This is a genomic window from Devosia sp. P3_B2, from assembly GCF_056402875.1.
This window is the reverse complement of record NZ_JBFUGO010000001.1, coordinates 43,677-66,582: the sequence shown is the minus strand read 5'-3', so window position 1 is coordinate 66,582 and position 22,906 is coordinate 43,677. Positions and strand designations below refer to the sequence as shown.

General features: G+C 64.8%; 29 protein-coding genes. 17 read left to right on the top strand and 12 right to left on the bottom strand.

Going from position 1 to position 22,906, the window contains the following annotated elements; genetic code table 11:
• Positions 1-27 precede the first annotated feature (27 nt).
• From AC1DV8_RS00365 to ccmA, 6 genes are all read right to left on the bottom strand, one after another.
• Positions 28-396 carry a hypothetical protein gene (locus AC1DV8_RS00365; RefSeq protein ID WP_477156062.1) on the bottom strand — a complete coding sequence of 123 codons (369 nt, stop codon included), beginning with the start codon at positions 394-396 and terminating at the stop codon, positions 28-30.
• Positions 397-473: 77 nt separating this feature from the next.
• Positions 474-1,022, bottom strand: coding sequence for a DsbE family thiol:disulfide interchange protein (locus AC1DV8_RS00360; RefSeq protein WP_477156377.1), 549 nt, complete (start codon positions 1,020-1,022; stop codon positions 474-476).
• The gene (gene ccmD, locus AC1DV8_RS00355; RefSeq protein WP_477148425.1) at positions 1,010-1,183 is read right to left on the bottom strand and encodes a heme exporter protein CcmD; all 174 of its coding nucleotides are present in this window, start codon (positions 1,181-1,183) and stop codon (positions 1,010-1,012) included. Before ccmD ends, AC1DV8_RS00360 begins: the two co-directional genes overlap by 13 nt.
• Positions 1,180-1,944, bottom strand: a complete 765-nt coding sequence (locus AC1DV8_RS00350; protein ID WP_477156061.1) for a heme ABC transporter permease — start codon at positions 1,942-1,944, stop codon at positions 1,180-1,182. The genes ccmD and AC1DV8_RS00350 overlap by 4 nt, the downstream gene beginning before the upstream one ends.
• Positions 1,945-1,954: 10 nt before the next feature.
• Complete coding sequence (gene ccmB / locus AC1DV8_RS00345) at positions 1,955-2,608, bottom strand: heme exporter protein CcmB (protein ID WP_477156060.1); 654 nt, start codon at positions 2,606-2,608, stop codon at positions 1,955-1,957.
• Positions 2,605-3,279 (bottom strand): heme ABC exporter ATP-binding protein CcmA, encoded by a 675-nt coding sequence (gene ccmA, locus AC1DV8_RS00340; RefSeq protein WP_477156059.1) that lies wholly within the window; start codon positions 3,277-3,279, stop codon positions 2,605-2,607. Before ccmA ends, ccmB begins: the two co-directional genes overlap by 4 nt.
• Positions 3,280-3,413: 134 nt before the next feature.
• Between ccmA and acnA the strand changes: the two genes are divergently transcribed.
• Positions 3,414-6,179 carry an aconitate hydratase AcnA gene (gene acnA / locus AC1DV8_RS00335; RefSeq protein WP_477148429.1) on the top strand — a complete coding sequence of 922 codons (2,766 nt, stop codon included), beginning with the start codon at positions 3,414-3,416 and terminating at the stop codon, positions 6,177-6,179.
• Here acnA and AC1DV8_RS00330 read toward each other — a convergent pair.
• A complete protein-coding gene (locus AC1DV8_RS00330; protein WP_477148430.1) occupies positions 6,176-6,877 on the bottom strand; it encodes a class I SAM-dependent methyltransferase in 702 nt (233 codons plus the stop codon). The two genes, acnA and AC1DV8_RS00330, sit on opposite strands and share 4 nt — an antisense overlap.
• A 182-nt stretch (positions 6,878-7,059) precedes the next feature.
• Here AC1DV8_RS00330 and AC1DV8_RS00325 point away from each other — a divergent pair, with 182 nt between their 5' ends.
• From AC1DV8_RS00325 to AC1DV8_RS00315, 3 genes are all read left to right on the top strand, one after another.
• A complete protein-coding gene (locus AC1DV8_RS00325) occupies positions 7,060-7,809 on the top strand; it encodes a DUF1223 domain-containing protein (protein WP_477156058.1) in 750 nt (249 codons plus the stop codon).
• A gap of 365 nt (positions 7,810-8,174) precedes the next feature.
• Positions 8,175-8,573, top strand: a complete 399-nt coding sequence (locus AC1DV8_RS00320; RefSeq protein WP_477156057.1) for a DUF2794 domain-containing protein — start codon at positions 8,175-8,177, stop codon at positions 8,571-8,573.
• Positions 8,574-8,611: 38 nt separating this feature from the next.
• A complete protein-coding gene (locus AC1DV8_RS00315) occupies positions 8,612-9,034 on the top strand; it encodes a GNAT family N-acetyltransferase (RefSeq protein ID WP_477156056.1) in 423 nt (140 codons plus the stop codon).
• On the opposite strand, the gene AC1DV8_RS00310 is transcribed toward AC1DV8_RS00315, so the two are convergent.
• Positions 9,031-9,528 carry an N-acetyltransferase family protein gene (locus tag AC1DV8_RS00310; protein WP_477156055.1) on the bottom strand — a complete coding sequence of 166 codons (498 nt, stop codon included), beginning with the start codon at positions 9,526-9,528 and terminating at the stop codon, positions 9,031-9,033. The genes AC1DV8_RS00315 and AC1DV8_RS00310 overlap by 4 nt on opposite strands.
• Before the next feature lie 86 nt (positions 9,529-9,614).
• On the bottom strand, positions 9,615-10,388 hold the full coding sequence (locus tag AC1DV8_RS00305) for a Bax inhibitor-1/YccA family protein (RefSeq protein ID WP_477156054.1): 774 nt from the start codon (positions 10,386-10,388) through the stop codon (positions 9,615-9,617).
• 284 nt (positions 10,389-10,672) lie between these two features.
• Between AC1DV8_RS00305 and thpR the strand changes: the two genes are divergently transcribed.
• The 6 genes from thpR to AC1DV8_RS00275 all read left to right on the top strand — a co-directional run bounded on the left by thpR (position 10,673) and on the right by AC1DV8_RS00275 (position 14,824).
• Complete coding sequence (gene thpR, locus AC1DV8_RS00300; RefSeq protein ID WP_477148436.1) at positions 10,673-11,212, top strand: RNA 2',3'-cyclic phosphodiesterase; 540 nt, start codon at positions 10,673-10,675, stop codon at positions 11,210-11,212.
• A 190-nt stretch (positions 11,213-11,402) separates the two neighbouring features.
• Entirely contained in the window at positions 11,403-11,942 is a 540-nt protein-coding gene (locus AC1DV8_RS00295) for an invasion associated locus B family protein (RefSeq protein ID WP_477148437.1), read from the top strand.
• A 94-nt stretch (positions 11,943-12,036) separates the two neighbouring features.
• Positions 12,037-12,546, top strand: a complete 510-nt coding sequence (locus AC1DV8_RS00290) for an invasion associated locus B family protein (RefSeq protein ID WP_477156053.1) — start codon at positions 12,037-12,039, stop codon at positions 12,544-12,546.
• A gap of 161 nt (positions 12,547-12,707) precedes the next feature.
• Complete coding sequence (rlmN, locus tag AC1DV8_RS00285; RefSeq protein ID WP_477148439.1) at positions 12,708-13,934, top strand: dual-specificity RNA methyltransferase RlmN; 1,227 nt, start codon at positions 12,708-12,710, stop codon at positions 13,932-13,934.
• Positions 13,931-14,488, top strand: coding sequence for a GNAT family N-acetyltransferase (locus AC1DV8_RS00280; RefSeq protein ID WP_477156376.1), 558 nt, complete (start codon positions 13,931-13,933; stop codon positions 14,486-14,488). The genes rlmN and AC1DV8_RS00280 overlap by 4 nt, the downstream gene beginning before the upstream one ends.
• A 45-nt stretch (positions 14,489-14,533) precedes the next feature.
• The gene (locus AC1DV8_RS00275) at positions 14,534-14,824 is read left to right on the top strand and encodes a hypothetical protein (RefSeq protein ID WP_477156052.1); all 291 of its coding nucleotides are present in this window, start codon (positions 14,534-14,536) and stop codon (positions 14,822-14,824) included.
• Between the two features lie 4 nt (positions 14,825-14,828).
• Here the strand turns inward: AC1DV8_RS00275 and AC1DV8_RS00270 are convergent, their stop codons facing one another.
• On the bottom strand, positions 14,829-15,680 hold the full coding sequence (locus tag AC1DV8_RS00270; protein ID WP_477156051.1) for a 23S rRNA (adenine(2030)-N(6))-methyltransferase RlmJ: 852 nt from the start codon (positions 15,678-15,680) through the stop codon (positions 14,829-14,831).
• A complete protein-coding gene (locus tag AC1DV8_RS00265) occupies positions 15,680-16,327 on the bottom strand; it encodes a LysE family translocator (protein WP_477156050.1) in 648 nt (215 codons plus the stop codon). Before AC1DV8_RS00265 ends, AC1DV8_RS00270 begins: the two co-directional genes overlap by 1 nt.
• 71 nt (positions 16,328-16,398) lie before the next feature.
• Between AC1DV8_RS00265 and AC1DV8_RS00260 the strand changes: the two genes are divergently transcribed.
• Entirely contained in the window at positions 16,399-16,971 is a 573-nt protein-coding gene (locus AC1DV8_RS00260) for a demethoxyubiquinone hydroxylase family protein (RefSeq protein ID WP_477156049.1), read from the top strand.
• Between the two features lie 3 nt (positions 16,972-16,974).
• On the opposite strand, the gene AC1DV8_RS00255 is transcribed toward AC1DV8_RS00260, so the two are convergent.
• Positions 16,975-17,442, bottom strand: a complete 468-nt coding sequence (locus tag AC1DV8_RS00255; protein ID WP_477156048.1) for an Lrp/AsnC family transcriptional regulator — start codon at positions 17,440-17,442, stop codon at positions 16,975-16,977.
• Positions 17,443-17,567: 125 nt separating this feature from the next.
• On the opposite strand from AC1DV8_RS00255, the gene AC1DV8_RS00250 reads away from it, so the two are divergent.
• The 6 genes from AC1DV8_RS00250 (at position 17,568) to AC1DV8_RS00225 (ending at position 22,892) form a co-directional block, all read left to right on the top strand.
• Positions 17,568-18,794, top strand: a complete 1,227-nt coding sequence (locus tag AC1DV8_RS00250) for an argininosuccinate synthase (RefSeq protein ID WP_477156047.1) — start codon at positions 17,568-17,570, stop codon at positions 18,792-18,794.
• Positions 18,795-19,008: 214 nt separating this feature from the next.
• Positions 19,009-19,488, top strand: coding sequence for a hypothetical protein (locus tag AC1DV8_RS00245; RefSeq protein ID WP_477148446.1), 480 nt, complete (start codon positions 19,009-19,011; stop codon positions 19,486-19,488).
• The gene (locus tag AC1DV8_RS00240) at positions 19,473-19,952 is read left to right on the top strand and encodes a hypothetical protein (RefSeq protein WP_477148447.1); all 480 of its coding nucleotides are present in this window, start codon (positions 19,473-19,475) and stop codon (positions 19,950-19,952) included. Before AC1DV8_RS00245 ends, AC1DV8_RS00240 begins: the two co-directional genes overlap by 16 nt.
• Complete coding sequence (locus AC1DV8_RS00235) at positions 19,940-20,350, top strand: hypothetical protein (RefSeq protein ID WP_477148448.1); 411 nt, start codon at positions 19,940-19,942, stop codon at positions 20,348-20,350. Before AC1DV8_RS00240 ends, AC1DV8_RS00235 begins: the two co-directional genes overlap by 13 nt.
• 4 nt (positions 20,351-20,354) lie before the next feature.
• A complete protein-coding gene (locus AC1DV8_RS00230) occupies positions 20,355-20,672 on the top strand; it encodes a hypothetical protein (protein WP_477148449.1) in 318 nt (105 codons plus the stop codon).
• A 90-nt stretch (positions 20,673-20,762) separates the two neighbouring features.
• Positions 20,763-22,892: an EAL domain-containing protein gene (locus AC1DV8_RS00225; protein WP_477148450.1), complete on the top strand. Its 2,130-nt coding sequence runs from the start codon at positions 20,763-20,765 to the stop codon at positions 22,890-22,892.
• Positions 22,893-22,906: the final 14 nt, after the last annotated feature.

The following is a 22,906-nucleotide window of genomic DNA, read 5'->3' as shown; positions in this document are numbered from 1 at the left end:
GGTGGAGGGGGCGTTGCTGGCTCAGAGCTAGTGCTTGATCAGCTCGTCCTTGGTGACATTGAGCGTCATGCCGTCGCTCGACACCGAGTCGATCTGCTCCGGCATCACATAGCGATCCGCCTGGAACAGCCCATCGGCATCGATCCGCACGAAACCCTGGTGCACCAGCCGGTCGCGCAGTTCCTCGGGCACGTTGTCGCTGGTGAACGCCTTGGCGATCACGTCGAACAGGTTGACGTCATCGCGGTCCCGGCGCGGCCCGCTGGCCTCGACCTCCAGGGTATCCGGGTCGTCGTCACCGAACTGCACCCATTCGACCTTGCCGATCTCATGGTGCTCGCGATCGAACACCCGCATCCCCTGCTCGGCAAAACGCAGGCTGGCACTGGTTTGCATGGCACTATCTCCTCATGGCTCCGCCGCTCGGAGCCGCGCGAGACAAATGAGGATGGCGGGGTCGAGGTTCCCGAAGCTCAGCCGGCCTTTGCCTTGTCGATCGCCGGTATCACTTCCTTCTCCAGTGATTCCAGTGTCATCGGCCCAATGTGCTTGTAGGTGATGATCCCCGCCGCATTGACGATGAAGGTCTCGGGCACGCCATAGACACCCCAATCGATCGAGGCTCGCCCGTCCCTGTCGGCGCCCACCGCATCATAGGGGTTGCCGAGTTCGGCAAGGAACGCCCGGGCATTCTCCGGCGCATCCTTCTGGTTGATGCCGATCAGCCGCACGCCCGTGCGCCTCAGCAGTTCCATCAGCACCGGGTGTTCGTCCCGGCAGGGGATGCACCAGCTGGCGAACACGTTCACCACCGTCACCTGCCCCTCGAGCAGCGACGGGATGATGCCGTTGCGGTCGAGCCCATCGACGGCCGGCAATGTGGTCGCCGGCGCCGGCTTGTTGATCAGCACCGAGCGCACGAGGCTGGGGTCGCGGTCCATGTTCATCGCGAACACGGCCACCAGCCCGACCAGCAGCAGCAGCGGCAATACCGCGAGAAGAATGCGCCTCAAGTGTTCGATCCTGCCGAACGCCGCCGAATCCCGGCCTTGTCGAGATCGGCCAACCGCTGCTTCACTCGTCGTGCGTCCCACGCCACATAGGCGATGAGCCCCAGCGTCAGCACGGCGACGCCCGCATAGGCCCAGACGATGAATTCGAGATGCGCGCCTTCGCCGATCATTTGGCGGCTCCCTGCAAGGCCGCCTGCCGGCTCAGCGTCTCGGCCCGGCGGCGCAGGATCTCGGTCCGCATCCGCACCACCTGCAGCAGCGCGAACAGCAGCGTGAACGCCAGCATCATCACCAACAGCGGCGTCAGGATCGAACCCGGCATCTTCGGGCCGGACGCGGTGAAGACGCTCGCCGGCTGGTGCAGCGTGTTCCACCAGTCGACCGAGAACTTGATCACCGGAATGTTCAGCGCCCCGACCAGCGTCACGATGGCAACGATCCGCCCGGCCTTCAGCTGATCGTCGAACGCCCGCCACAGCGCGATGATGCCGAGATAGATCAGCAGCAGCACGAGGGTGGAGGTCATCCGCCCGTCCCACTCCCAGAACGTGCCCCAGGTCGGCCGGCCCCACAGCGAGCCGGTGTAGAGCGCCAACCCCGTGAACACCGCACCAAGAGGCGCCGCCGCCTTGTTGGCGACGTCGGCGAGCGGATGCCGCCACACCAGCGAGCCCAGCGCCGAAACCGCCATCACCCCGTAGACCAGCTGGCTCAGCCAGGCGTTTGGCACGTGCACGTACATGACGCGCACCATGTCCCCCATCTGGTAGTCCTCGGGCGAGTTGAAGAACGCGAACCACAGCCCGATGGCAAAGCTCAGCGCGGTGGCAATCGCGAGCGGCCAGATCAGGTAGCGCGACCAGACGAGGAACTGCCCCGGATGCGCCAGGCGGCTGAACCAGTTGGGTTGTTTGACGGTATCGACGGACATGAACTTCGCTCTATTCCCCGGCCACGCGCAAGGCAAGCGCAGCCGCGAATGGCGAGAAGGCCGTCACCACGAGGCTGAGCGCAATGAGGAACAATGTCGCGCCACCCCCGGACAGCGGGTCCATCATCCCTACCCCGAAGATCATCACTGGAATGGCCAGCGGCAGGATCAGCACCGGTGCTATCAGCCCGCCCCGCCTGAGCCCCACGGTCACTGCGGCGCCCAGCGCCCCGAAACTCACCACCGCCGGCGTGCCGATCAGCAATGCCAGCACGGTCTGCCCCCACTGCCCCCACGACATCGACAGCAGCAGCGCCAGCACCGGCGTCGCCACCAGCAGCGGCAGCGCCGTCACCAGCCAGTGCGCGATCACTTTTGCGGCAACCACCGCTTCGAGCGGCAGGCTTGAGTGCCGGAGCAGGGTCAGCGAGCCATCCTCGTCATCGGCACGAAACAGCCGGTCGAGCCCCAGCAGCATGGAGAGGAACGCCGCGATCCACACTATCCCCGGCGCCAGCCGGCTGAGCTGCGGCCGGTCCGGTCCGATGGCGAACGGCACGATCACCGCCACCATGATGAAGAACAGCACCAGCGTCAGCGCCTCGCCGCCGGCGCGAAACGCCAGCTTCAGGTCCCGCCCGATCAGCGCCCGGAACGCGTTCATGCGCCACCCCCGAGCACCAGCGTCTCGACGTCAGTCGCATCAGCCAGCGCCAGGTCATGGTGTGTCGCGATGACCGCTATGCCACCCCGCGCTCGATGCGCATCGATCAACCGGCCGAGCAGGGCCTCGCCCTCGGCGTCGAGCGCCGCGCTCGGCTCATCCAGCAGCCAGATCGGCCGCTCCGTCACCAACAGCCGTGCCAACCCCAGCCGCCGCAACTGCCCCGATGACAAGTGACCGGCTTCCAAGACCCCGAGCCCGCCAATCCCCACAGCCTCCAGCGCCGCCTCGACCCCAAGCCCGGTTTCCCCGTTCATCGCCCGCCAGAACTTGAGGTTCTCGGTCACCGTCAGCCGCGGCTTCAACCCACTCTGATAGTTGAGCAGATGCATTGCGGTGCGCTCGATCCCGTCGATCGCCCCCGCATCCGGCCTGACAATCCCGGCCAGGGTCATCAGCAATGTCGACTTGCCCACGCCGTTCGGCCCGCGCAGCAGCAGCACCCCGCCGGGGCCGACCTCGAATGCCAGATCGGCGAACAGCAACCGCTCGCCCCGCCTGACGGTGAGCCCGCGCACCCGCAGCTGCGGTGCAAAAGCCTTGGAAACGGGCGGCGACTGGTTCATGGCCGCCATGCCTAATGAACCCAAGTCACCACTGGCAAGCGTCATGTAGTTTCTCTATAAGCCAGCCGTAGATTGGAATCCTTCCAGTCAGACGACCTTTGCCCCCGGTCCCACGGGCCTTTTCCGGTCCGAGTTGAGCCAGGCGGCGCCTTGTAACACCAGCGCGTGAAGGCGATACCGTGACCTCGAAATCCCTCGACAGCTTCAAGTCCAGAACCACGATCACCGTCGGGGACAAGACCTACAGTTATTTCTCCATCCCGCTGGCGGAGAAAAACGGTCTGAAGGGCGTCTCGCAGCTGCCGCACTCGATGAAGGTGGTGCTGGAAAACCTGCTCCGCTTCGAGGATGGCATCACCGTCACCCGCGCCGATATCGAAGCCGTCGCCGATTGGCTCCGCACCCGCGTTTCCGAGCATGAAATCAGCTACCGCCCGGCCCGCGTGCTGATGCAGGATTTCACCGGCGTCCCCGCCGTCGTCGATCTGGCCGCCATGCGCGACGCTACCGCCAAGCTCGGCGCGGATCCGCAGAAGATCAACCCGCTGGTCCCGGTCGACCTCGTCATTGATCACTCGGTGATGGTCGACAGCTTCGGCACCCCGCTGAGCTTCCTCCAGAACGTCGATCTCGAATATGAGCGCAACGGCGAACGCTACGAGTTCCTGCGCTGGGGCCAGAAAGCCTTCGACAACTTCCGCGTCGTGCCGCCCGGCACCGGCATCTGCCACCAGGTGAATCTCGAATACCTGGCCCAGACCGTCTGGACCCGCCAGGACGAGACCTCGGGCGAACTCTACGCCTACCCGGATACGCTGGTCGGCACCGACAGCCACACCACCATGGTCAATGGCCTCGCGGTGCTCGGCTGGGGCGTCGGCGGCATCGAGGCCGAAGCCGCCATGCTCGGCCAGCCCATCACCATGCTGATCCCCGAAGTCGTCGGCTTCAAGATGACCGGCAAGATCAACGAGGGCATCACCGCCACCGACCTGGTCCTCACCGTCACCGAGATGCTCCGCAAGAAGGGCGTGGTCGGCAAGTTCGTCGAGTTCTACGGCCCCGGCCTCGATTACCTGAGCCTCGAAGACCAGGCGACCATCGCCAACATGGCCCCCGAATACGGCGCCACCTGCGGCTTCTTCCCGGTCGACGAGGACACCCTCACCTATCTCGAGACCTCCGGCCGCGACGCCGACCGGGTCGCACTGGTGAAGGCCTATTCCGAAGCCCAGGGCATGTACCGCACCACGGCCTCGCCCGATCCGCTGTTCACCGATACGCTGGAGCTCGACCTCACGACCGTCGTTCCCTCGCTCTCCGGCCCCAAGCGCCCGCAGGACCGCGTCTCGCTGGTCGATGCCGCGCCGAAGTTCGCCGAGGCGATGAAGGATCTCGCCGGCGGCCGCAAGGAGCGCACCGCGCTGCCCGAGTCGCGTGGCGAGAGCCGCTTCGTCGATGAAGGCGCCACCGGCATCGACGACATCCCCGAGGAAGCCGCCTTCCCGGTGAAGGGTGCCTCCTACGGGATCGACGACGGCCATGTGGTGATCGCCGCCATCACCTCGTGCACCAACACCTCGAACCCGAACGTGCTGATCGCTGCCGGTCTCGTCGCCCGCAAGGCCCGCGCCAAGGGCCTCACCAGCAAGCCCTGGGTCAAGACCTCGCTCGCCCCTGGCTCGCAGGTGGTCACCGACTACCTCAACGCTGCCGGCCTTTCGGCCGATCTCGACGCGCTCGGCTTCAACCTCGTCGGCTATGGCTGCACCACCTGTATCGGCAACTCGGGCCCGCTGCCGGAAGCCATCTCCGAGTGCATCAACGCCAACGACCTCGTCGCGGCCTCAGTGCTCTCGGGCAACCGCAACTTCGAGGGCCGCGTGAACCCCGACGTGCGCGCCAACTACCTGGCCTCCCCGCCGCTGGTCGTCGCCTACGCCATCGCCGGTTCGATGAATGTGAACCTGACCACCGATCCGCTCGGCACCGGTTCGGATGGCCAGCCGGTCTATCTCAAGGACATCTGGCCGACCAACCAGGAGATCGCCGACATCGTTCGCACGGTGATCACCCCCAAGATGTTCCTCGGCCGCTACTCCGACGTGTTCAAGGGCGACGAGAACTGGCAGGGCATCGCCGTCGACGGCGGCGAGACCTATCGCTGGAACTCCAGCTCCACCTATGTGCAGAACCCCCCGTATTTCGAGGGCCTGACCATGGAGCCGGCGCCGGTCACCGACATCCACGAGGCTCGCGTTCTCAGCCTCTTCCTCGACTCGATCACCACCGACCACATCTCGCCCGCCGGCTCGTTCAAGGCAGGCACCCCGGCCGGCAAGTACCTGGTCGACCGCCAGGTGGCGCCCAAGGACTTCAACTCCTACGGCGCCCGCCGCGGCAACCACGAAGTCATGATGCGCGGCACCTTCGCCAACATCCGCATCAAGAACCAGATGGTCCCCGGCGTCGAAGGCGGCTTCACCAAGGGCCCGACCGGCGAAGTCATGGCGATGTACGACGCCGCCATGGCCTACCAGAAGTCCGATACCCCGCTGGTGATCTTCGCCGGCAAGGAATACGGCACCGGTTCATCGCGTGACTGGGCTGCCAAGGGCACGCGCCTGCTCGGCGTCCGCGCCGTCATCGCCCAGAGCTTCGAGCGCATCCACCGCTCCAACCTCATCGGCATGGGCGTGTTGCCGCTGCAGTTCGCCGACGGCGAGAGCTGGCAGACCCTGCATCTCGACGGCACCGAGACCGTCTCGATCGAGGGCCTCACCACGCTGACCCCGCGCTCCACCGTCAAGGTGAGGATCGTCCGCGCCGACGGCCGCGTCGAGGAGATCTCGACCCGGTGCCGCATCGATACGATCAACGAGCTCGAGTACTACCAGCACGGCGGGATCCTGCACTACGTGCTGCGTAACCTCGTCGCCGCCTAGGCTGTTGCCGGCGCTTCGATGAAATAGCAATTGCCCGCGGTGCGGACTTCGAGCCGCCCGTGGGCAAAGGCAAATTCGGTGACCGCCCGGCGCACCGGCAGCAGGTATCCCATGAACTGATGGTGCTCGAGGCCGGGGTTGAACTCCCAGTCGTCGCCGGCAATCGTCGCGCCCGGGAACAGGTGGAAGGCCAGCGTCAGGTCGTCATAGCACCCATGGAAGGTGTGCATCCCGTCGATGTAGATCAGGTCGGGCTTGAGCCCCATCGCGAACAGCTGGGGCAGCCCTTCGCCGGAGGTGGCGCGCAGTGGCAGCAGCCGGTCGCGCCATTCCCAGTTGAGGCTCATGAACACCCGGTAGTAGGAGAGCCCGTCGGCCTCTGCATGGGTGGCGATCTGCGGCCATTTCTTGCTGATATGCCGATAGTTCGCCGGCCACGGATCTATGGTGATCACCTGGGCATCGGGAAACTGCCTCAGGAAAAAGCGCGTGCTGCCGCCCAGTTCGCCGCCCACCTCCACGATGGTCTTGATCGGCTCGGTCCGGCTGGCGACGATCGCCTCGACCAGTTCGGCAAGTCCGCCGGTGGGCCGTCCGACCTCAGCCTCGCCCGCAAGCGCGGGGATGGGCCGTTCGGCGGGCCAGGTCTCGCGCATCGTTCCGTGGAGCTTTGCCGCGGTATCGATCATCGTGTCCATCGGGGCATCCTAGCAGGGTTCGCCGGCGAGCGTCGTTAAGCCACCCTTTCGCCAGTGCCGGGGATTGCGATCCGGTTTGCACCCCTGCAAACGCAATTGGGCGCGCCCAGTTCCCGGGACTTTCCGGCACTTTTCCCCATCACGTAAGCTCGCGCCGATTTGACTCGCGCGGGACAAATGGCGTGCCTACAACCGTTGCCATGCTTTTTAGACAGTTACTTTGCGGCGCCTCCTTTTCGCTTGCCCTGATCGCTCCAGCCCTCGCCGGCGAGATCAAGCTTGCGCCCAAGGCCGTGCTCGAGCTGTTCACCTCGCAGGGCTGCTCGTCCTGCCCGAAGGCCGACGCCATGCTCGACGAGATGTCCAAACGCCCCGATGTCGTCGCCCTCGCCTACCACGTCGACTACTGGGACTATATCGGCTGGGAAGACACGTTCGGCGCCAAGGAGAACTCGCAGCACCAGCGCGACTATGCCGAGAGCTGGGGCTCCTCGCGCATCTTCACCCCGCAGCTGGTGATCAACGGCAAGGGCGGCCTCGTCGGCTCGAAGCGTGACGCAGTCAACACCGCGCTCGGCGGCGCCAGCCTGCCGCTCGACGTCAAGCTCGTCGCCGCCGCCGACGATATGCTGCAGGTCTCGGTGCCGGCCAACCCGGCGCATGGCGACGCCATGATCTGGCTCGTCACCTTCCTCGATCGTGCCGATGTCGCCATCGAGCGCGGCGAGAACGAAGGCAAGCACGTCGCCTATTCTCAGATCGTCACCGGCCGCCAGGTGCTGGGCATGTGGAACCACGAGACCGGCGCCGAGCTGACGCTGCCGCTCGCCGAAGCGTTGACCGGCCGCTCCAACGGCGCCGTCATCCTCATCCAGGAAGACCGCGACGGCCTCCCCGGCCCCATCCTCGGCGCCGCCAGCTTCACCCGCTGACCCGCACCGACCTCCCGTCAGCCTTCAGCCAGTCCCGGGCCGCGGCGCCTCGCCGCCATAACAAAACTCCCGCCAGCTTGCGCTGGCGGGAGGAGAATGACTGTGCATGTAAGAGGCGGCCGGCAAACGAGCATCGTGGTTTGGGGGCTCGGTCAGCCCGCTTGCCGGCCACTGGAGGCAATATGGATAAGGTGCCGGGCCAATCTGGCGCCAAGTGGGAGGGATTGTGACCGAATTGGGGATTCTACGTTAACCACTGCGGCAGGTGCTTACGTCGTCACCACGGCGTAACGCCGATGTATCCCGACCGGCTTGCCAAGCGTTGCGAATGACGCGATCATGACATTGAGGTGACGAGGCGAGGAATGGTGGACGAACCCGAGCAGCTTGGATCAGGGCTTCTCATCGATTTCGCGGCAGCCGCGAGCCCTGGTCCTGCAGAGCCCCAACCGGCCAACCACAACCGCTTCGTTCCGGCGGTCAGCTTCGAGCGCAAAGAACTCCAGACCATCCTTAACCTCTATGGCCGCAAGGTCGTCGATGGCGAGTGGCGCGACTATGCGATCGACTTCCTGCGCGACCGCGCCTTGTTCTCGATCTACAAGCGCGCCTCCGAGCGCCCGCTCTACGTGGTCGAGAAGAACCCGAAGCTCCGTCTCAAGCAGGGCCAGTACATGGTGCTGAGCCAGGACGGCCGCATCCTGAAGCGCGGCCACGACCTGTCGACGGTGCTGCGCGTCCTGGAACTCGCCCTCGTCAAATGATCACCGTCCGCCCGGCCGAGCCGGCGGATGCAGCGGCCATGAGCGCCGTGCTCACCGCCTCGATCCGCGACCTCTGCACCGCCGATCACTGCAACGACCCCGAAATCCTCGCCGGCTGGCTGCGCAACAAGACGCCCGAAATGGTGCTGCGGATGTTCGACAACCCGAACGCCCAGTTGCTGGTCGCCGAGCATGACGGCGAGGTCGCAGCCGTCGGCTGCCTCAACGGCACAGACGAGATTGCGCTCAACTACGTCGCCCCGGGCCACCGTTTTGCCGGCGTCAGCAAGGCCCTCCTGGCCGACATGGAAGACCGCATCCGCCAGGCTGGCGCTACCCGCGGCAAGCTCACCAGCACCGGCACAGCCCGGCGCTTCTACCTCGCGTCCGGCTGGCTCGAAGCCGGCCCCTGCGAGGCCGATCGCGGCATGGTGTGCTACCCGATGGAAAAGCCTCTCTAGAGGGCCTTCTGCATGTGCACGATGTCGAGCCAGCGGTCGAACTTGTAGCCTATTGCATCGTAGCGCCCGACATGGCGGAACCCGGCCTTCTCGTGCAGCCGCACCGAGTTCGCCCGCTCAGCGGTAATCACCGCGATCATCTGCTTGAACCCCACCGCCCGGCTCTGCGCCATCAGCTCGTCGAGCAGCCGTCCGCCGATCCCCTGCCCCACCGCATCCTGCGCTAGGTAGATCGAGTCCTCGCAGGTGAACCGGTACGCGGCGCGCGGCCGGTAGAACGAGGCATAGGCATATCCGAGCACCTTGCCGTCCCGTTCGGCGATGATCAGCGGATGGCCCAGCGCCTTCAGCTTGCCGAAGCGCTCCGCCATCTCGGTCTCATCAGGCGGCTCCGTCTCGAACGTGATCACCGTCTCCTCGACATAGGGCCGGTAGATGGCCGTGATCGCCGGGATGTCTGACCAGGCGAACGGGCGGAAGACGACGTCGGACATTGGAAGCTCGCTGCAAACGAAAGGGCCGCGATCTCTAGTAGATCGCGGCCCTTCAAACTTCCAATCAGACTTGCTGATTGCTGAGATTATTCCCGGTTACCGAACAGGCGGAGCAGCATCAGGAACAGGTTGATGAAGTCGAGGTAGAGGCTGAGAGCGCCCATCACGGCGGTCTTGTGCAGCACCTCGGCGCCGTAACCCTCGTTGTAGCCTTCCTTGATCTTCTGCGTGTCGTAGGCGGTCAGGCCCACGAAGATGAGCACGCCGATCGCCGAGATGGCGAAGTCGAGCATGCTCGAAGCAAGGAAGATGTTCACGATCGAGGCGATGATCAAGCCGATCAGGCCCATGATCAGGAAGTTGCCGATGCTCGTGAGGTCACGCTTGGTGGTGTAGCCGTAGAGGCTCGTGGCACCGAAGGTCGCCGCCGAGATGAAGAACACCTTGGCGATCGAAGCGTCGGTATAGACCATGAAGATCGACGAGAGGCTAAGGCCCATCACGGCCGCGAACACCCAGAACAGCAGCTGCGCGGTCGCGCCGGACAGCTTGTTGATGCCGAAGCTCAGCACCAGCACGAAGGCCAGCGGCGCGAAGGCGATCACCCACATCAGCGGCGACGTATAGAGCAGTGCGCCCCACGAGGTGAGCATCGTGCCATTGGTCAGCTGCGCCACAGCCTGGCTCGGGTCGGTGGTGGTGGCGAAGGAGTTGCCGAAATAGGCAACAAGGCCGGTCACCACCAGACCGATGCCCATGTAGTTGTAGACCTTCAGCATGTAGCTGCGCAGGCCCTCATCGATGGCCGCGGCGGTTCCGGCCCGCTGAGCGGCGATAGTCGGACGGTCGAATTCAGCCATGACGAAATTCCTTTTCCTGGCGACGTGACGGGGCGCTCCTCCGAGCCACTGCCGTCGATCACACAATATGAGGGCACGCCCTGGCGAATACAAGACTTCCGGATCCCACCTTAACGTTCCGTAATGTCGCAATTCTTCAACGGTTTATCCGAGCCTTTTCGCCTCACGGCGCAGCCGCTTTACCACGCTGTGCTGCGTGTCTTGCGGGAGCCATCCTCCGTCGCTACGTTTCTTGTGTAGATGAGCGCGAATCACGTGGCTCACAGCGGCAAAGGGAGGGTCGATTGCCCAGGCTCTTTACCGGAATCGAGGTTCCTCCAGAGGTGGGCCTCGCCCTCTCGCTCAAGCGCGGAGGCCTGTTCGGCGCCCGCTGGATCGACACCGAGAACTATCACATTACCTTGCGCTTCATCGGCGACGTCGATCACCATGTGGCGAGCGAAGTCACCGACATGCTCGACCGCCTGGCCGACAGCGAGGCCTTCACGGTCAAGCTCGATCACCTGGGATCGTTCGGTGGCAACACCCCCCGCGCCCTGTTCGCCGGCTGCTCCGCCAATGCCGCTCTCTTACGCTTGCAGGCGGCGCAGGAGCGGGTGCTGCAACGCTGCGGCCTCGCGCCGGAAGGCCGGAAATTCGTGCCGCATGTGGCTTTGGCCCGGCTCCGCGGTGTTTCCGCCGAGGAAGTCGCGAGCTTCATCGCCTTCTCGGGCCGCTTCACCCCGCTCGAGTTCAAGGTCGGCCGCTTCGTCCTGTTCTCGAGCCGTGACTCGGTCGGCGGCGGGCCCTATCTGGTGGAGCAGAGCTACCCGCTGGCGGCGTGAGCGTTAACGCTTCTTTCACCATGCGGGCCCAAACAGGATTTTCGGCGATTTGCCCTGTCAAATTGCCGACAAGATTGCCGCTAATGTCGCGACTACTCAAAATGCGCGACCGGTTTGAGACCTTGGTAACCATGCCATGGCAGGATGCCCAGGTGCTGGTTGCGCAACTTCGGACAAGGATGTTCGGGCGATGACATCATCTCGTTTGGCGCTGGCAGGTCTCGTTGCCGGAAGCCTCTGCCTCGCACTGGCGGCCGTGCCGGCCTCAGCGCAGGAAATCAAGCAACTGGGGACCTTCAAGGCGTGGACCGCCTGGACCGGCACCGATGCCAATGGCGCCATGTGCTACATCTCGGCCTCGCCCGATGACTGGACCCCCAAGGAAGTGAACGGCAGCCCGGTGCGGCGCAGCCCGATCCATTTCCTGGTGATCAACCGCAAGGGCCTTGGCACCAAGAACGAAGTGCAGACCCAGGTCGGCTACCCGTTCCACCCCACCAATGCCACCGTCACTGCGACGGTCGACGGCAAGACCTTCCCCATGGTCACCGAAGGCGAAGCCGCCTGGCTCGCCGTCGAGGCGGACGAAGCGACCTTCGTCGAAGCGCTGAAGGCGGGCACCAAGCTCACCGTCAACGGCACCTCGCAGAAGGGCAACAAGATGTCCGACAGCTACAGCCTGTCAGGCGTCACCGCCGCCCTGGGTGAAATCAACAAGGCCTGCAGCTGAGCGGCGTGAAACCCCGCGCCCTTCTGGAACGTTCGGCGATTGAACCCATCAGGCTTTGCCTGCTACCAACCGCCGAACTGTTGAGGCCCTGCTCATGAAACTCCGCGCTCTCGCTGCCCTCGCCACGCTGACCGTGCCCTTGCTGGCCAGCTCAGCCATGGCGCAGTCGGTGAAGCTGCTCGGCGAGTATCGCGACTGGACCGCTTACACCGCCACCGAGTCGACCGGCCCGGTGTGCTTCGCACTGTCGCGGCCCACCGAAGTCACTCCCAGCCCCGACGATTTCACCGAGGCCTGGCTCTACCTTACCAATCGCCCCTCGGAGAGCGTCAGCAACGAGCTCAACCTGGTTGCCGGCTTCATGTTCGCCCCCGACACCACGGCCACTGCCACGGTCAGCGGCCAGAGCTTCGAGCTGTTCACCGAAAAAGACGCCGCCTGGCTGCAGAACCCGAGCGAGAACGAGAACCTCGCTGGTGCGCTCCGCGCCGGCTCCTCGGTCGTCATCGAAGGCACCAGCGACAAGGGCATCCGGATCACCGAAACCTTCTCGCTGAGCGGCGCCACCTCCGCCAGCCGCGCCATCGAAGACTGCACCGGCTAATCCCTTGATCCTCCCCCGCGTGGCGGGGGGGACCAGCGAAGCTGGTGGAGGGGGCCACCACCCACTCGGTGCAAGCCAGCCTCCCACCGCCGTGTTTTGCGCGATCCGTGCTACTATGTTATGTGCCGCGCCCTGAAACGCTCGGAAGCCGCCGCCCGCACATGTCCATCGCCCTCGACCTTGACCATCATGCCCACGTCGACCGCCCGAAATCCGGGCGGACGTCGCTCGTCGGCCTGATGAAGCCCGAGCTGCGCGAGACGCTGATGGGCATCGGCCTCGACGAGCGCGAGGCCAAGATGCGTGCCTCTCAGCTGTGGAACTGGATCTACCACAACGGCGTCACCGACTTCGACCGGATGACCAACATCCAGAAGGGCTTCCGCCAGAAGCTCGCCGACACGTTCTTGCTCGATCGCCCCGAGATCGTCACCGAGCAGGTCTCGATCGACGGCACCCGCAAGTGGCTGTTCCGCTTCCGCGATCCCAAGAATCCTCTGCTGCCGCCTGTCGAAGTCGAGACCGTCTACATCCCCGAGGAAGACCGCGGCACGCTCTGCGTCTCCTCGCAGGTCGGCTGCACCCTCACCTGTTCGTTCTGCCACACCGGCACGCAGAAGCTGGTTCGCAACCTCACCGCGGGCGAGATCCTCGGCCAAATCCTGATGGCGCGCGAACGCCTCGGCGATTTCCCCGGCGGCGTCCGCCCTGACGACGGCGGCCTCGTCCCCGCCCCGCGTGGTTCGGGCGGCTCCGAAGGCGACAGCCGCGCCATCACCAATGTGGTGATGATGGGCATGGGCGAGCCGCTCTACAATTACGACAACGTCAAGCAGGCCCTGCTGATCGCTTCGGACGAGGCCGGTATCTCGCTGTCGAAGCGCCGCATCACCCTCTCCACTTCCGGCGTCGTGCCGTTCATCGAGCCCACCGGCCGCGAGATCGGCGTCATGCTGGCGATTTCGCTCCACGCGGTGCGTGATGAACTCCGCGACATGCTGGTGCCGATCAACAAGAAGTATCCGCTGAAAGAGCTGATCCAGGCCTGCCGCGACTATCCCGGCCTGTCGAACGCCCGCCGCATCACCTTCGAGTACGTGATGCTCAAGGACATCAACGATTCCGACGCCGACGCCCGCGAGCTGGTGCGCCTGCTCGCCGGCATCCCGGCCAAGATCAACCTGATCCCGTTCAATCCCTGGCCCGGCACCAACTACGACTGCTCGTCGTCCTCGCGCATCGAGCGCTTCGCCGACATCGTCAACAATGCCGGCTACGCCAGCCCGGTCCGCACCCCGCGGGGCCGCGACATCTTCGCCGCCTGCGGGCAGCTGAAGAGTGAGACCGAGCGGCTGACCAAGAAAGAGCGCGACGCGCTCACCGCCTGACATCTTGGCGAGCCGCTAAACCCCGTCTAGGATCGTCTAGCCGCGTTCAGAGCGCGGCACCCACGGCGCGGTGCCCGTCGGCACGTCTGATCCGATCCCCAATCGGTGACGCCTCCCAGCAAGGAGTCCAGCCGATGCCCATCGACATCAAACGCATGCACCCCGGCGACGAACTCGATTTCACCGAGATCGCCCCCGACGTCTTCGACGAGCCCATCCATCCCGAGCGCCTCGAAGCCTACCTGCTCGAGCCCGGCCACCTGATGCTCCTCGCCTTCGAAAACGGCGTCGTCGTCGGCCAGTGCGCCGCCGTCATCCACCATCATCCCGACAAGGCGACCGAGCTCTACATTGACGAGGTCGGCACCGCCTCGACCCACCGGCGCCAGGGCATCGCCACGCGCCTGGTGTCGGCCATGTTCAGCTGGGGCAGCGAACTGGGCTGTCGCGAAGCCTGGCTCGGCACCGAGCTCGACAACCTCGAAGCCAACGGCCTCTACCGCAAGATCGGCGGCACCGGCGATGCGATGATCTACTACGAGTTCGAGCTCTAGCCGCGCCATTGCGCTACGACTGAGGGTGATAACAGGGAGAACGAAATGTATGTGTTGCACATCGAGCATTCGGTTCCCGACTACGACACCTGGCGCCGCCAGGGCTTCGACAGCGATCCGCTAGGGCGCCGCCAGATGGGCGTACTGCGCCATCGTGTCGGCCGACATGCCGACAATCCCAACCACGTCATGATTGAGCTGGAGTTCGCAACGCGCGAAGCCGCCGAACGAATGACGGCAGCGCTCCGGCAGATGTGGGTAGGGGCCGAAGCGCGCGGCCTGATCCATACGCCGCAGCTGACGAGCTTCGTTCTGGTCGACACCGTCGACTATTAGCCCGTCACTCCTCGCCGCGGATCCACTCGAGCTTGTGACGCCCGGCACCCGGATCGCCCAGCAACTGCGCCAGCGCCGGCAGCAGGATCCGCAGTTCCGCTTCCATCGTGAACGGCGGGTTGACCAGGATCATGCCCGAACCGTGCAGCCGCGGCGGGTTCGATGCCGGCCGGATGCTGACCTCGGCGCGCAGCATCTTCGGAATGCCCGTATCGCGCAGCGCCGAGATGAAATCGTGCACCGCCCGCGTGTCCTTCAGCGGATACCACAGCGCGTAGACCCCGGTGGCGAACTTGCCATGCGCCTTCACCAGCCCGTCGACGATGCGCTCGAACTCGCCGCGCTCCTCGAACGGCGGATCGACCAGCACCAGCCCGCGCTTCTCCTTGGGCGGCACATGCGCGTTGAGCGACAGCCACCCATCGAGATGGATCACCCGCACCTGCACGTCACCCTCGAAGAGCTTGCCCAGCCGCTCCGCATATTCGGGGTGCAGTTCCAGCGCCGACAGCCGGTCCTGCGGCCGGAACAGTTTGCGCACCAGCAGCGGCGAACCCGGATAGGTCTCGAGCTTGTCACCCGGGTTCAGCTCGGCCAGCACCTTGAGATACGGCTCCGCCAGCGCCTGCGCCTTCTGCGGCAGGCCGCCCTTCAGCACCTTGCCGATGCCGTCGATCCATTCCGGCGAGCGCTTGGCAATCGCCCCGGTCAGGTCGTACTGCCCGATCCCCGCATGCGTATCGATCACCCGAAACGCCGCGTCCTTCTTCTTCAGGTACTCGACCAGCCGCGTGACGATGATGTGCTTCATCACATCAGCGAAGTTCCCGGCGTGGAAGGCGTGGGAATAGTTCATCAGTGGCGCGCCTGCGCCGTGAGGATGGTCGCGGCGAACGCCGTGAAGATGCCCGCAAAACTCCAGTTCAGTGCCTTCTCGACCCACTTGGTGCGCTTGAACGCCGCCGCGATCCATTCGGCCGCATAGACGGTCAGCACCGCGAGCGGGATCGAGATGACGATGAACTCGGCACCGAGGAAGAACAGCTTGCCGCTCGCAGCCGGGTCATGCGCATCGACGAACTGCGGCAGGAACGTCACGAAGAACAGCACCACCTTGGGGTTGAGCAGATTGATCCCCACGCCGGTCATGTAGCTCTGGCGCAGCGTCGGTGCCTTCTTGGCCGCCGCGGCAAGCCGCAGGCCGCCGCCATGGACGATCGCCTGCCAGGCGAGCCAGATGAGGTACACGGCCCCGACGATCTTCAGCGCCAGGAACAGCGCCGGCGCCGCAACGATCAGCACCGAGATGCCGAGCGCCGCGAGTGTCGTATGCACCAGCACCCCGGTCATCGCGCCAGCAGCGCAAGCCAGCCCATGCGCCCGGCCGTAGTTGATGGCCCGGCTCAGCTGCAGCGCCATATCCGGGCCGGGAGTGATCGCAAGGATCACGCCCGCAAGCGCGAAGGCGAGGATTACGGCAAGGTCGGGAATGAAGGCGGGCATGGGGACTTTCCAGAATGGCCAGTTGCTGCCTATCATCTCCCGGCATCGTGGCCAATGGGCGGGGACCAGGCATGGCGTTCTGGGAATCGCACTCCAACGCGCTGACGGTTCGCCGCATCCTCAAGGTCAATCACGCCGGCGAGTTCGGGGCCATCCGCATCTACAATGCCCAGTTGGCGTTCGCCCGCCGCTTCTACCCCGACATCGTTCCGACGCTTACGGAGATGCGCGACGACGAGATCGAACACTGCCGCCTGTTCTTAGGGGCGATGCCGGATAGAAACGCGAGGCCGTGTCGAGTGATGGCGTTCTGGAGCCTCGGCGGCTACGTCCTCGGTTTCGCGACGGCGCTCATGGGCCGCAACATGATCTGGGTCTGCACTGAGGCGGTCGAGGCAACCGTGCATCGACACCTCGAGCATCAAAAGGCCTTCCTCAGGCAGCGGGATCTTGAGTTGCACGATCTGATCGGCTCGATTCAGGAACAGGAACTCGCCCACCTGCAGCACGCCGTGGGACAGCAACCGCGGCAGGGTTTGGTCCGTGCCGTGACCCTGCCCGTGATCGGGTTGGTGACAGAGAGCCTGATCTGGCTCTCCACCTGGGGAGACTCGAGCGCCATGCGCGGCGAGATCGCCTGCTGAGCCTCACCCCAGCGGCAGTTCGTGGCTGCGCTTGATCGTTTCCATTGGCACGTCGGTCTTGACGCTCTGCACGCTCGGGATGCGCGCCAGATGGTCGGACTGAAAGCGCCAGTAGGCGTGGAGGTCCGCCGTCACCACCCGCATGATCGCATCGCACTCGCCGGTGGTGAGATAGCACTCGACCACCTCGGGGAACTGCCGCACCGTCTCGGCGAATTTCTCGGTCACGGTCGAATCTTGGGTCTTGAACCAGACCCGCACGAACACCGTCAGCCCCAAGCCCACTTTCGGTCCATTGAGAACCGCGACATACTTGTCGATAACCCCGGATTCCTCGAGCAGCTTCACCCGGCGCAGGCAGGGCGAAGGCGACAGCCCCACCTCGTTGGCGAGCTCGACATTCGAGATCCGGCCGTTGCGCTGCAGGGCATTCAGGATCCGGCGGTCAATGGCATCAAGCACTTCTGGCACTTTGCGCTGCTCCTGCACCAGCTATTGGCATTATCTGCCACAAACTGCGCCAGTAGTGACGTTTTCGCAAGGACGTTGCGCTCGCGCCGGTGTAGCGTCGCCGCCAAATCATGCCGAGAGATAAAATGAGCAAAGACATCAAGAAGATCGTCCTGTCCTATTCGGGCGGCCTCGACACGTCGATCATGCTGAAGTGGCTGCAGGAGCACTATCAGGCCGAGATCGTCACCTTCACCGCCGACCTGGGCCAGGGCGAGGAACTGGAACCGGCCCGCAAGAAGGCCGAGATGTTCGGCATCAAGGACATCCGCATCGTCGACGTGCGCGAGGAATTCGTCCGCGATTTCGTCTTCCCGATGTTCCGCGCCAATGCCCTCTATGAAGGCCAGTACCTGCTCGGCACCTCGATCGCCCGTCCGGTGATCGCCCGTCATCTCGTCGAGATCGCCGAGGAAACCGGTGCCGATGCCATCGCCCACGGCGCGACCGGCAAGGGCAACGACCAGGTCCGCTTCGAGCTCACCGCAAATGCGCTGAAGCCGGACCTCAAGGTCATCGCCCCCTGGCGCGAGTGGGACCTGCGCTCGCGCACCGCACTCCTCAACTACGCCGAAAAGCACCAGATCCCGATCGCCAAGGACAAGCGCGGCGAAGCGCCGTTCTCGGTCGACGCCAACCTCCTCCACACCTCGTCCGAGGGCATGGTGCTGGAAGATCCTGCAGTGCCGGCGCCCGACTATGTCGCCCAGCGCACCGTCGACCCCGAGAAGGCCCCGAACGAAGCCGAGATCATCACTATCGGCTACGAGAAGGGCGACCCGGTCTCGGTCAATGGCATCAAGCTCAGCCCGGCCGAGTTGCTCACCAAGCTCAATGAACTCGGTGGCAAGCACGGCATCGGCCGGCTCGACCTGGTCGAGAACCGCTTCGTCGGCATGAAGTCGCGCGGCCTCTACGAGACCCCGGGCGGCACCATCATGCTGGTGGCGCACCGCGGCATCGAGTCGATCACCCTCGACCGCGGCGAGGCCCATCTCAAGGATGAGCTGATGCCGAAATATGCCGAGCTCATCTACAACGGCTTCTGGTACTCGCCCGAGCGCGAGATGCTGCAGGCGCTGATCGACAAGTCCCAGCAGTTCGTCACCGGCGACGTCACCGTGAAACTCTACAAGGGCTCGGCCAGCGTCATCGCGCGGTCCTCGCCCTACTCGCTCTACAACATGGACCTCGTGACCTTCGAGGAAGGCGCCGTGGCCTACGACCACCACGACGCCGAGGGCTTCATCCGCCTCAACGGCCTGCGCCTCAAGACCTACGCCGCACGCCGGCTCAACCTCGGCAAGAAGTAGCCCGGCGGCCGCGGCGCGACCGCGGCTACCGCTGCCTTCAACGTACACATGTGCGTGTTACTGCGTGGCCGACCGGTAGGCATTTCTTGCCGGTCGGCGCGTTGGTGCGTTGTTGATTTGCGCACTAACGCCTAGTGCGATCAATATTTAGCACTCATTAACCATGAAATACTGACACTCCGGGCGAGTTTCATCGCGTACCCGGAGTAAAGTGATGCGTTTACTTGCTGCAACCACCCTCGCCCTGCTGGCCGGCGCCATGCCCGCGGCAGCGGCCAACGTCGATTTCACCGGCACCGTAACAGCTGGCTGCACAATCGTCGCCAGCACCAACGGTACGCTGGGGCTGAACCTCACCACAGGCACCACACTTGGTTCGGAGGAGGCCGGCGGCACGCCCGGTTCCGTTACCGTCCTGTCGATCGGCGGCTCGACGCTCACCATCGGCGCACCGACCCGTACCTCCAGCGCACCAGGCGGCTATTCCGTCGGCACCGAGATCGTCGAAGTCTCCTACACAGGCGCCTCCGGCCTCTCGGGCATCACCCAGGCTTACACGGCCAGCCAGACTACCCAGTCGCTCGGCACCATCGCCGCCTCGGTGCTGACGGTGAACAATCGGATCCGCAACTCCGCCGGCTTCCCCGCGGCCACCTACACGACGCGGACCGTGGTCACATGCGCGCAGCCCTGAGCTACACGGCCGCTGGTGCGCTCATCGGCGCGGTACTACTGGCGCCGCTGCCCGCTTTGGCCTGCACGCTTAACGTGCAGTCGCCCGGTACCCTGCGCGCATCGAACGACAACACCATGCTCGGCTCGGAGGTCAACGGAACCACCCCGGGGACCATGACCAGCGTCCTGACGTTGCTCGACGGCACGGCGACCATCGACGTCGCGCCCCCGACGCGTATCCAGACGGCGTCGGGCTACAATGCCAGTGCGGAGACGCTGCAGGTAGCCTACAGCGCCGCCTCCGTACTTGGTCTGTTTCCCGGCGCCAGCCAATCCTACACGAGCGCAACGACCAGCTTCCAGGCAACGGGCATTCTCTCCGGCCTGTCGATCACGATCACGATCAACAACCGCATCTTGAACCCCAACGGCTTTGCGCCCGGCACCTATGGAACGAGGACCGTCGTCACATGCCATCCCTGAAGCTTGCCATCCTGCCGATGGCGATTGCCGCCACACTCGCCCTCGCCGCCCCGGTCGCCGCGCAATCGCTGTCGCCGCTCGAGAAATCAGGCGTCACGCCCTCGGACAAGAAGGCTTTCAAGCTGACCGTCGGCAATCCCTACAACCGCCGGATGACATTCGTCCTCGTGCCCCTCGCCTCCGACTACCAGACGCCCATCGGCGGCGTCGTCATCAGGCCCGCCGAACTCACCATGGCGCCCGGCTTCGCCCGCCAGGTCATCGTGACCTTCGATATCGATCCCACCAAGAAGGAGCGGACAATTGCGCTCTGTGTCATGCCTAAAGCACTCGATGGTCCGATTCTGCCGCGCGTCTGTGGTCGCTACACTGGCCGCATGGCCGGCGTCGGCGGCTGACGGCTTGCTCCTCCCGCCACCTCCGGTAGGACCGGGCGGCGAAGACTCGATCACGACCTCCGAGGGGGTGCGCTGCAGCCAGTCGATCAACTCCTCCGGCGGCTATCTCGATCTCGGCGTCGCGGGCGGCGACCTGTCGAGTGCGTATTCCAGCGACGACTACGGCATCGACGATAGCGCGCCGCAGAGCGCCGTCGCCTACGCCCGCGTCATCATTCCGCTCGGCGAAGCTCCCACCCGGCTCAATTGCGCCCGGCTCTACGAGCTCGAAATCCAGAAGCTGAAAGCCGAAATCGAGATGCTGAAGGTCGGTCTCGAGTAACGGGCGAAGGGCTTTTGCTTAAAGCGTTCTTAACCACCCATCGCTAGCGTTCCCAGGCCCGAATAACGGGAATTGGGAGCCTGACCAGAAGTGAAGGCGCTGTCCGTCGATTCCGACCACAAGGCCGCAGATGCATTGCTGCTCGATGCGGCGCTGCAGTCGGTTCCCTACGGCTTCTGCGTCTGGTCGCCCAATTTCAAGCTGGTGATGTTCAACCAGCACTATCTCGACATCTACGGCTTTCCCACCCGCCGCGTCCGCAAGGGCATGACGCTGGAGGCAGTGGTCAAGCTTTCCTCCGAGATGGGCAACCACCCCGACCAATCCCCCGAAGAGTTCCTTGCCGCCTACAAGAAGGAACTGCTCGGCAACCGCGGCGGCGCCCGTTCCAAGGTGCGCGAGCGGGTTGCCGGCGATCGCTGGCTCGAAACCGCCCACGCCTTCTCCCCCGGCCTCGGCTGGGTGGTGACGCACGAGGATGTCACCGAGGAGATCGCGTCCTCCGAGATCATCCAGAAGCGCAAGCGCGAGCTCGAACGCCAGAACATCCGGCTCGATGCGGCGGTCAACAACATCTCCCAGGGCCTCTGCATGTACGACCCCAAGGGTCGCCTGGTGATCTGCAACCAGCCCTACCAGCGCATCTACAACCTGCCCGAGCACCTGCTGAAGCCCGGCACCCAGCTCGACGACATCCTCGGCCACCTGTTCGACGAGGGCATGCAGGCCGGCGCCAACCGCGAAGACTACATCCGCTGGCGCCGCGAGGTGATTTCGCGCGGCGAGTACGGCAAGAACATCCACGAGCTCAACGGCCGCACCATCATGATGCAGCACCATCCGATGAAGGATGGCGGCTGGGTCACCACCCACGAAGACATCACCGAGCAGCGCCAGCACGAAGAGCGCATCCGCCACCTCGCGCGCCACGACGCGCTGACCCAGCTGCCCAACCGCGTGCAGTTCCTCGAGGAGATGGCGGCGGCCGAGCCCGGCCTCGCCCGTGGCGAGCACATCGCAGTACTCTGCATCGATCTCGATCACTTCAAGTCGGTCAACGACACGCTCGGCCATTCGCTTGGCGACAAGCTGCTGCAGCAGGTCTCGGCGCGCCTGTGGGGCGCCACCCGGGAAAACGACCTGCTGGCCCGCCTCGGCGGCGACGAGTTCGCGCTCATGTTGCGTGGCGTCGACAACCCGGCGGAAGCCGCCACCATCGCCGAGCGCATCGTCACGGCGATGGCCAACCCCTTCACCATCGACGGCCACCAGCTGGTCATCGGCACCTCGGTCGGCATCGCCATGGCCCCACAGGACGGCGAGACCTCCGAGACCCTGATGAAGAACGCCGACCTGGCGCTCTACAAGGCCAAGAACGAGGGGCGCTCGACCTTCCATTTCTTCGAGTCCGGCATGGATGCCGCCATCCAGAAGCGCCGCACCATCGAGGCCGGCCTCCGCCTCGCCCTCGCCAAGGGCGAATTGCGCCTGGTGTTCCAGCCGCTGGTCGGCTTGAAGGAAAACCGCATCACCTGCCTCGAAGCGCTGCTGCGCTGGGATACCGCTGATCGCGGCACCATCTCGCCGACCGAGTTCATACCGATCGCCGAGGAAACCGGCCTCATCGTCCAGATCGGCGAATGGGTCCTGCGCGAAGCCTGCCGCACTGCCGCCAACTGGCCGCCCGGTGTGCGCGTCGCGGTCAACCTCTCGCCGGTGCAGTTCAAGAACAAGCGCCTGTTCGAGACCGTCGAAGCCGCGCTCCGCGATACCGGTCTCTCCCCCACCCGGCTCGAACTCGAGATCACCGAGTCGCTGCTGCTCTCCGACAACGAGCCGACGCTGAAGACCCTGCACAAGCTGCGGGCACTCGGCGTTCGCATCTCGATGGACGATTTCGGCACCGGTTACTCGTCGCTGAGCTACCTGCGCTCGTTCCCCTTCGACAAGATCAAGATCGACCGCACCTTCATGCGCGATCTCAAGTCGAAAGGCGACAGCCTCGCCATCATCAAGGCGGTGATCGGCCTCGGCCAGTCGCTCGGCATGTCCACCACCGCCGAAGGCATCGAGACCGAGGAACAGCTCGCCGCCGTCCGCGATCAGGGCTGCAACGAAGTCCAGGGTTTCCTGTTCTCGCCCCCAATCAGCGCCCAGGCGGTCACCGAGATGCTGGCCGAAGAAGCCGCCACCCGCCCCAAGCTGCGCCGGGTCTCCTGACATCTGATACCTGA

What these genes read in the sequence shown, in the direction of transcription:
- AC1DV8_RS00320 (WP_477156057.1), top strand. Translation starts at nt 8,175, where the DNA reads ATGGTGGACGAACCCGAGCAGCTTGGATCAGGGCTTCTCATCGATTTC.
- AC1DV8_RS00310 (WP_477156055.1), bottom strand. Translation starts at nt 9,528, where the DNA reads ATGTCCGACGTCGTCTTCCGCCCGTTCGCCTGGTCAGACATCCCGGCG.
- AC1DV8_RS00270 (WP_477156051.1), bottom strand. Translation starts at nt 15,680, where the DNA reads ATGAACTATTCCCACGCCTTCCACGCCGGGAACTTCGCTGATGTGATG.
- AC1DV8_RS00315 (WP_477156056.1), top strand. Translation starts at nt 8,612, where the DNA reads ATGAGCGCCGTGCTCACCGCCTCGATCCGCGACCTCTGCACCGCCGAT.
- rlmN (WP_477148439.1), top strand. Translation starts at nt 12,708, where the DNA reads ATGTCCATCGCCCTCGACCTTGACCATCATGCCCACGTCGACCGCCCG.
- AC1DV8_RS00305 (WP_477156054.1), bottom strand. Translation starts at nt 10,388, where the DNA reads ATGGCTGAATTCGACCGTCCGACTATCGCCGCTCAGCGGGCCGGAACC.
- AC1DV8_RS00350 (WP_477156061.1), bottom strand. Translation starts at nt 1,944, where the DNA reads ATGTCCGTCGATACCGTCAAACAACCCAACTGGTTCAGCCGCCTGGCG.
- AC1DV8_RS00240 (WP_477148447.1), top strand. Translation starts at nt 19,473, where the DNA reads ATGCGCGCAGCCCTGAGCTACACGGCCGCTGGTGCGCTCATCGGCGCG.
- AC1DV8_RS00235 (WP_477148448.1), top strand. Translation starts at nt 19,940, where the DNA reads ATGCCATCCCTGAAGCTTGCCATCCTGCCGATGGCGATTGCCGCCACA.
- AC1DV8_RS00260 (WP_477156049.1), top strand. Translation starts at nt 16,399, where the DNA reads ATGGCGTTCTGGGAATCGCACTCCAACGCGCTGACGGTTCGCCGCATC.
- AC1DV8_RS00265 (WP_477156050.1), bottom strand. Translation starts at nt 16,327, where the DNA reads ATGCCCGCCTTCATTCCCGACCTTGCCGTAATCCTCGCCTTCGCGCTT.
- ccmD (WP_477148425.1), bottom strand. Translation starts at nt 1,183, where the DNA reads ATGATCGGCGAAGGCGCGCATCTCGAATTCATCGTCTGGGCCTATGCG.
- AC1DV8_RS00250 (WP_477156047.1), top strand. Translation starts at nt 17,568, where the DNA reads ATGAGCAAAGACATCAAGAAGATCGTCCTGTCCTATTCGGGCGGCCTC.
- AC1DV8_RS00365 (WP_477156062.1), bottom strand. Translation starts at nt 396, where the DNA reads ATGCAAACCAGTGCCAGCCTGCGTTTTGCCGAGCAGGGGATGCGGGTG.
- AC1DV8_RS00245 (WP_477148446.1), top strand. Translation starts at nt 19,009, where the DNA reads ATGCGTTTACTTGCTGCAACCACCCTCGCCCTGCTGGCCGGCGCCATG.
- AC1DV8_RS00295 (WP_477148437.1), top strand. Translation starts at nt 11,403, where the DNA reads ATGACATCATCTCGTTTGGCGCTGGCAGGTCTCGTTGCCGGAAGCCTC.
- AC1DV8_RS00275 (WP_477156052.1), top strand. Translation starts at nt 14,534, where the DNA reads ATGTATGTGTTGCACATCGAGCATTCGGTTCCCGACTACGACACCTGG.
- AC1DV8_RS00290 (WP_477156053.1), top strand. Translation starts at nt 12,037, where the DNA reads ATGAAACTCCGCGCTCTCGCTGCCCTCGCCACGCTGACCGTGCCCTTG.
- AC1DV8_RS00330 (WP_477148430.1), bottom strand. Translation starts at nt 6,877, where the DNA reads ATGGACACGATGATCGATACCGCGGCAAAGCTCCACGGAACGATGCGC.
- ccmA (WP_477156059.1), bottom strand. Translation starts at nt 3,279, where the DNA reads ATGACGCTTGCCAGTGGTGACTTGGGTTCATTAGGCATGGCGGCCATG.
- ccmB (WP_477156060.1), bottom strand. Translation starts at nt 2,608, where the DNA reads ATGAACGCGTTCCGGGCGCTGATCGGGCGGGACCTGAAGCTGGCGTTT.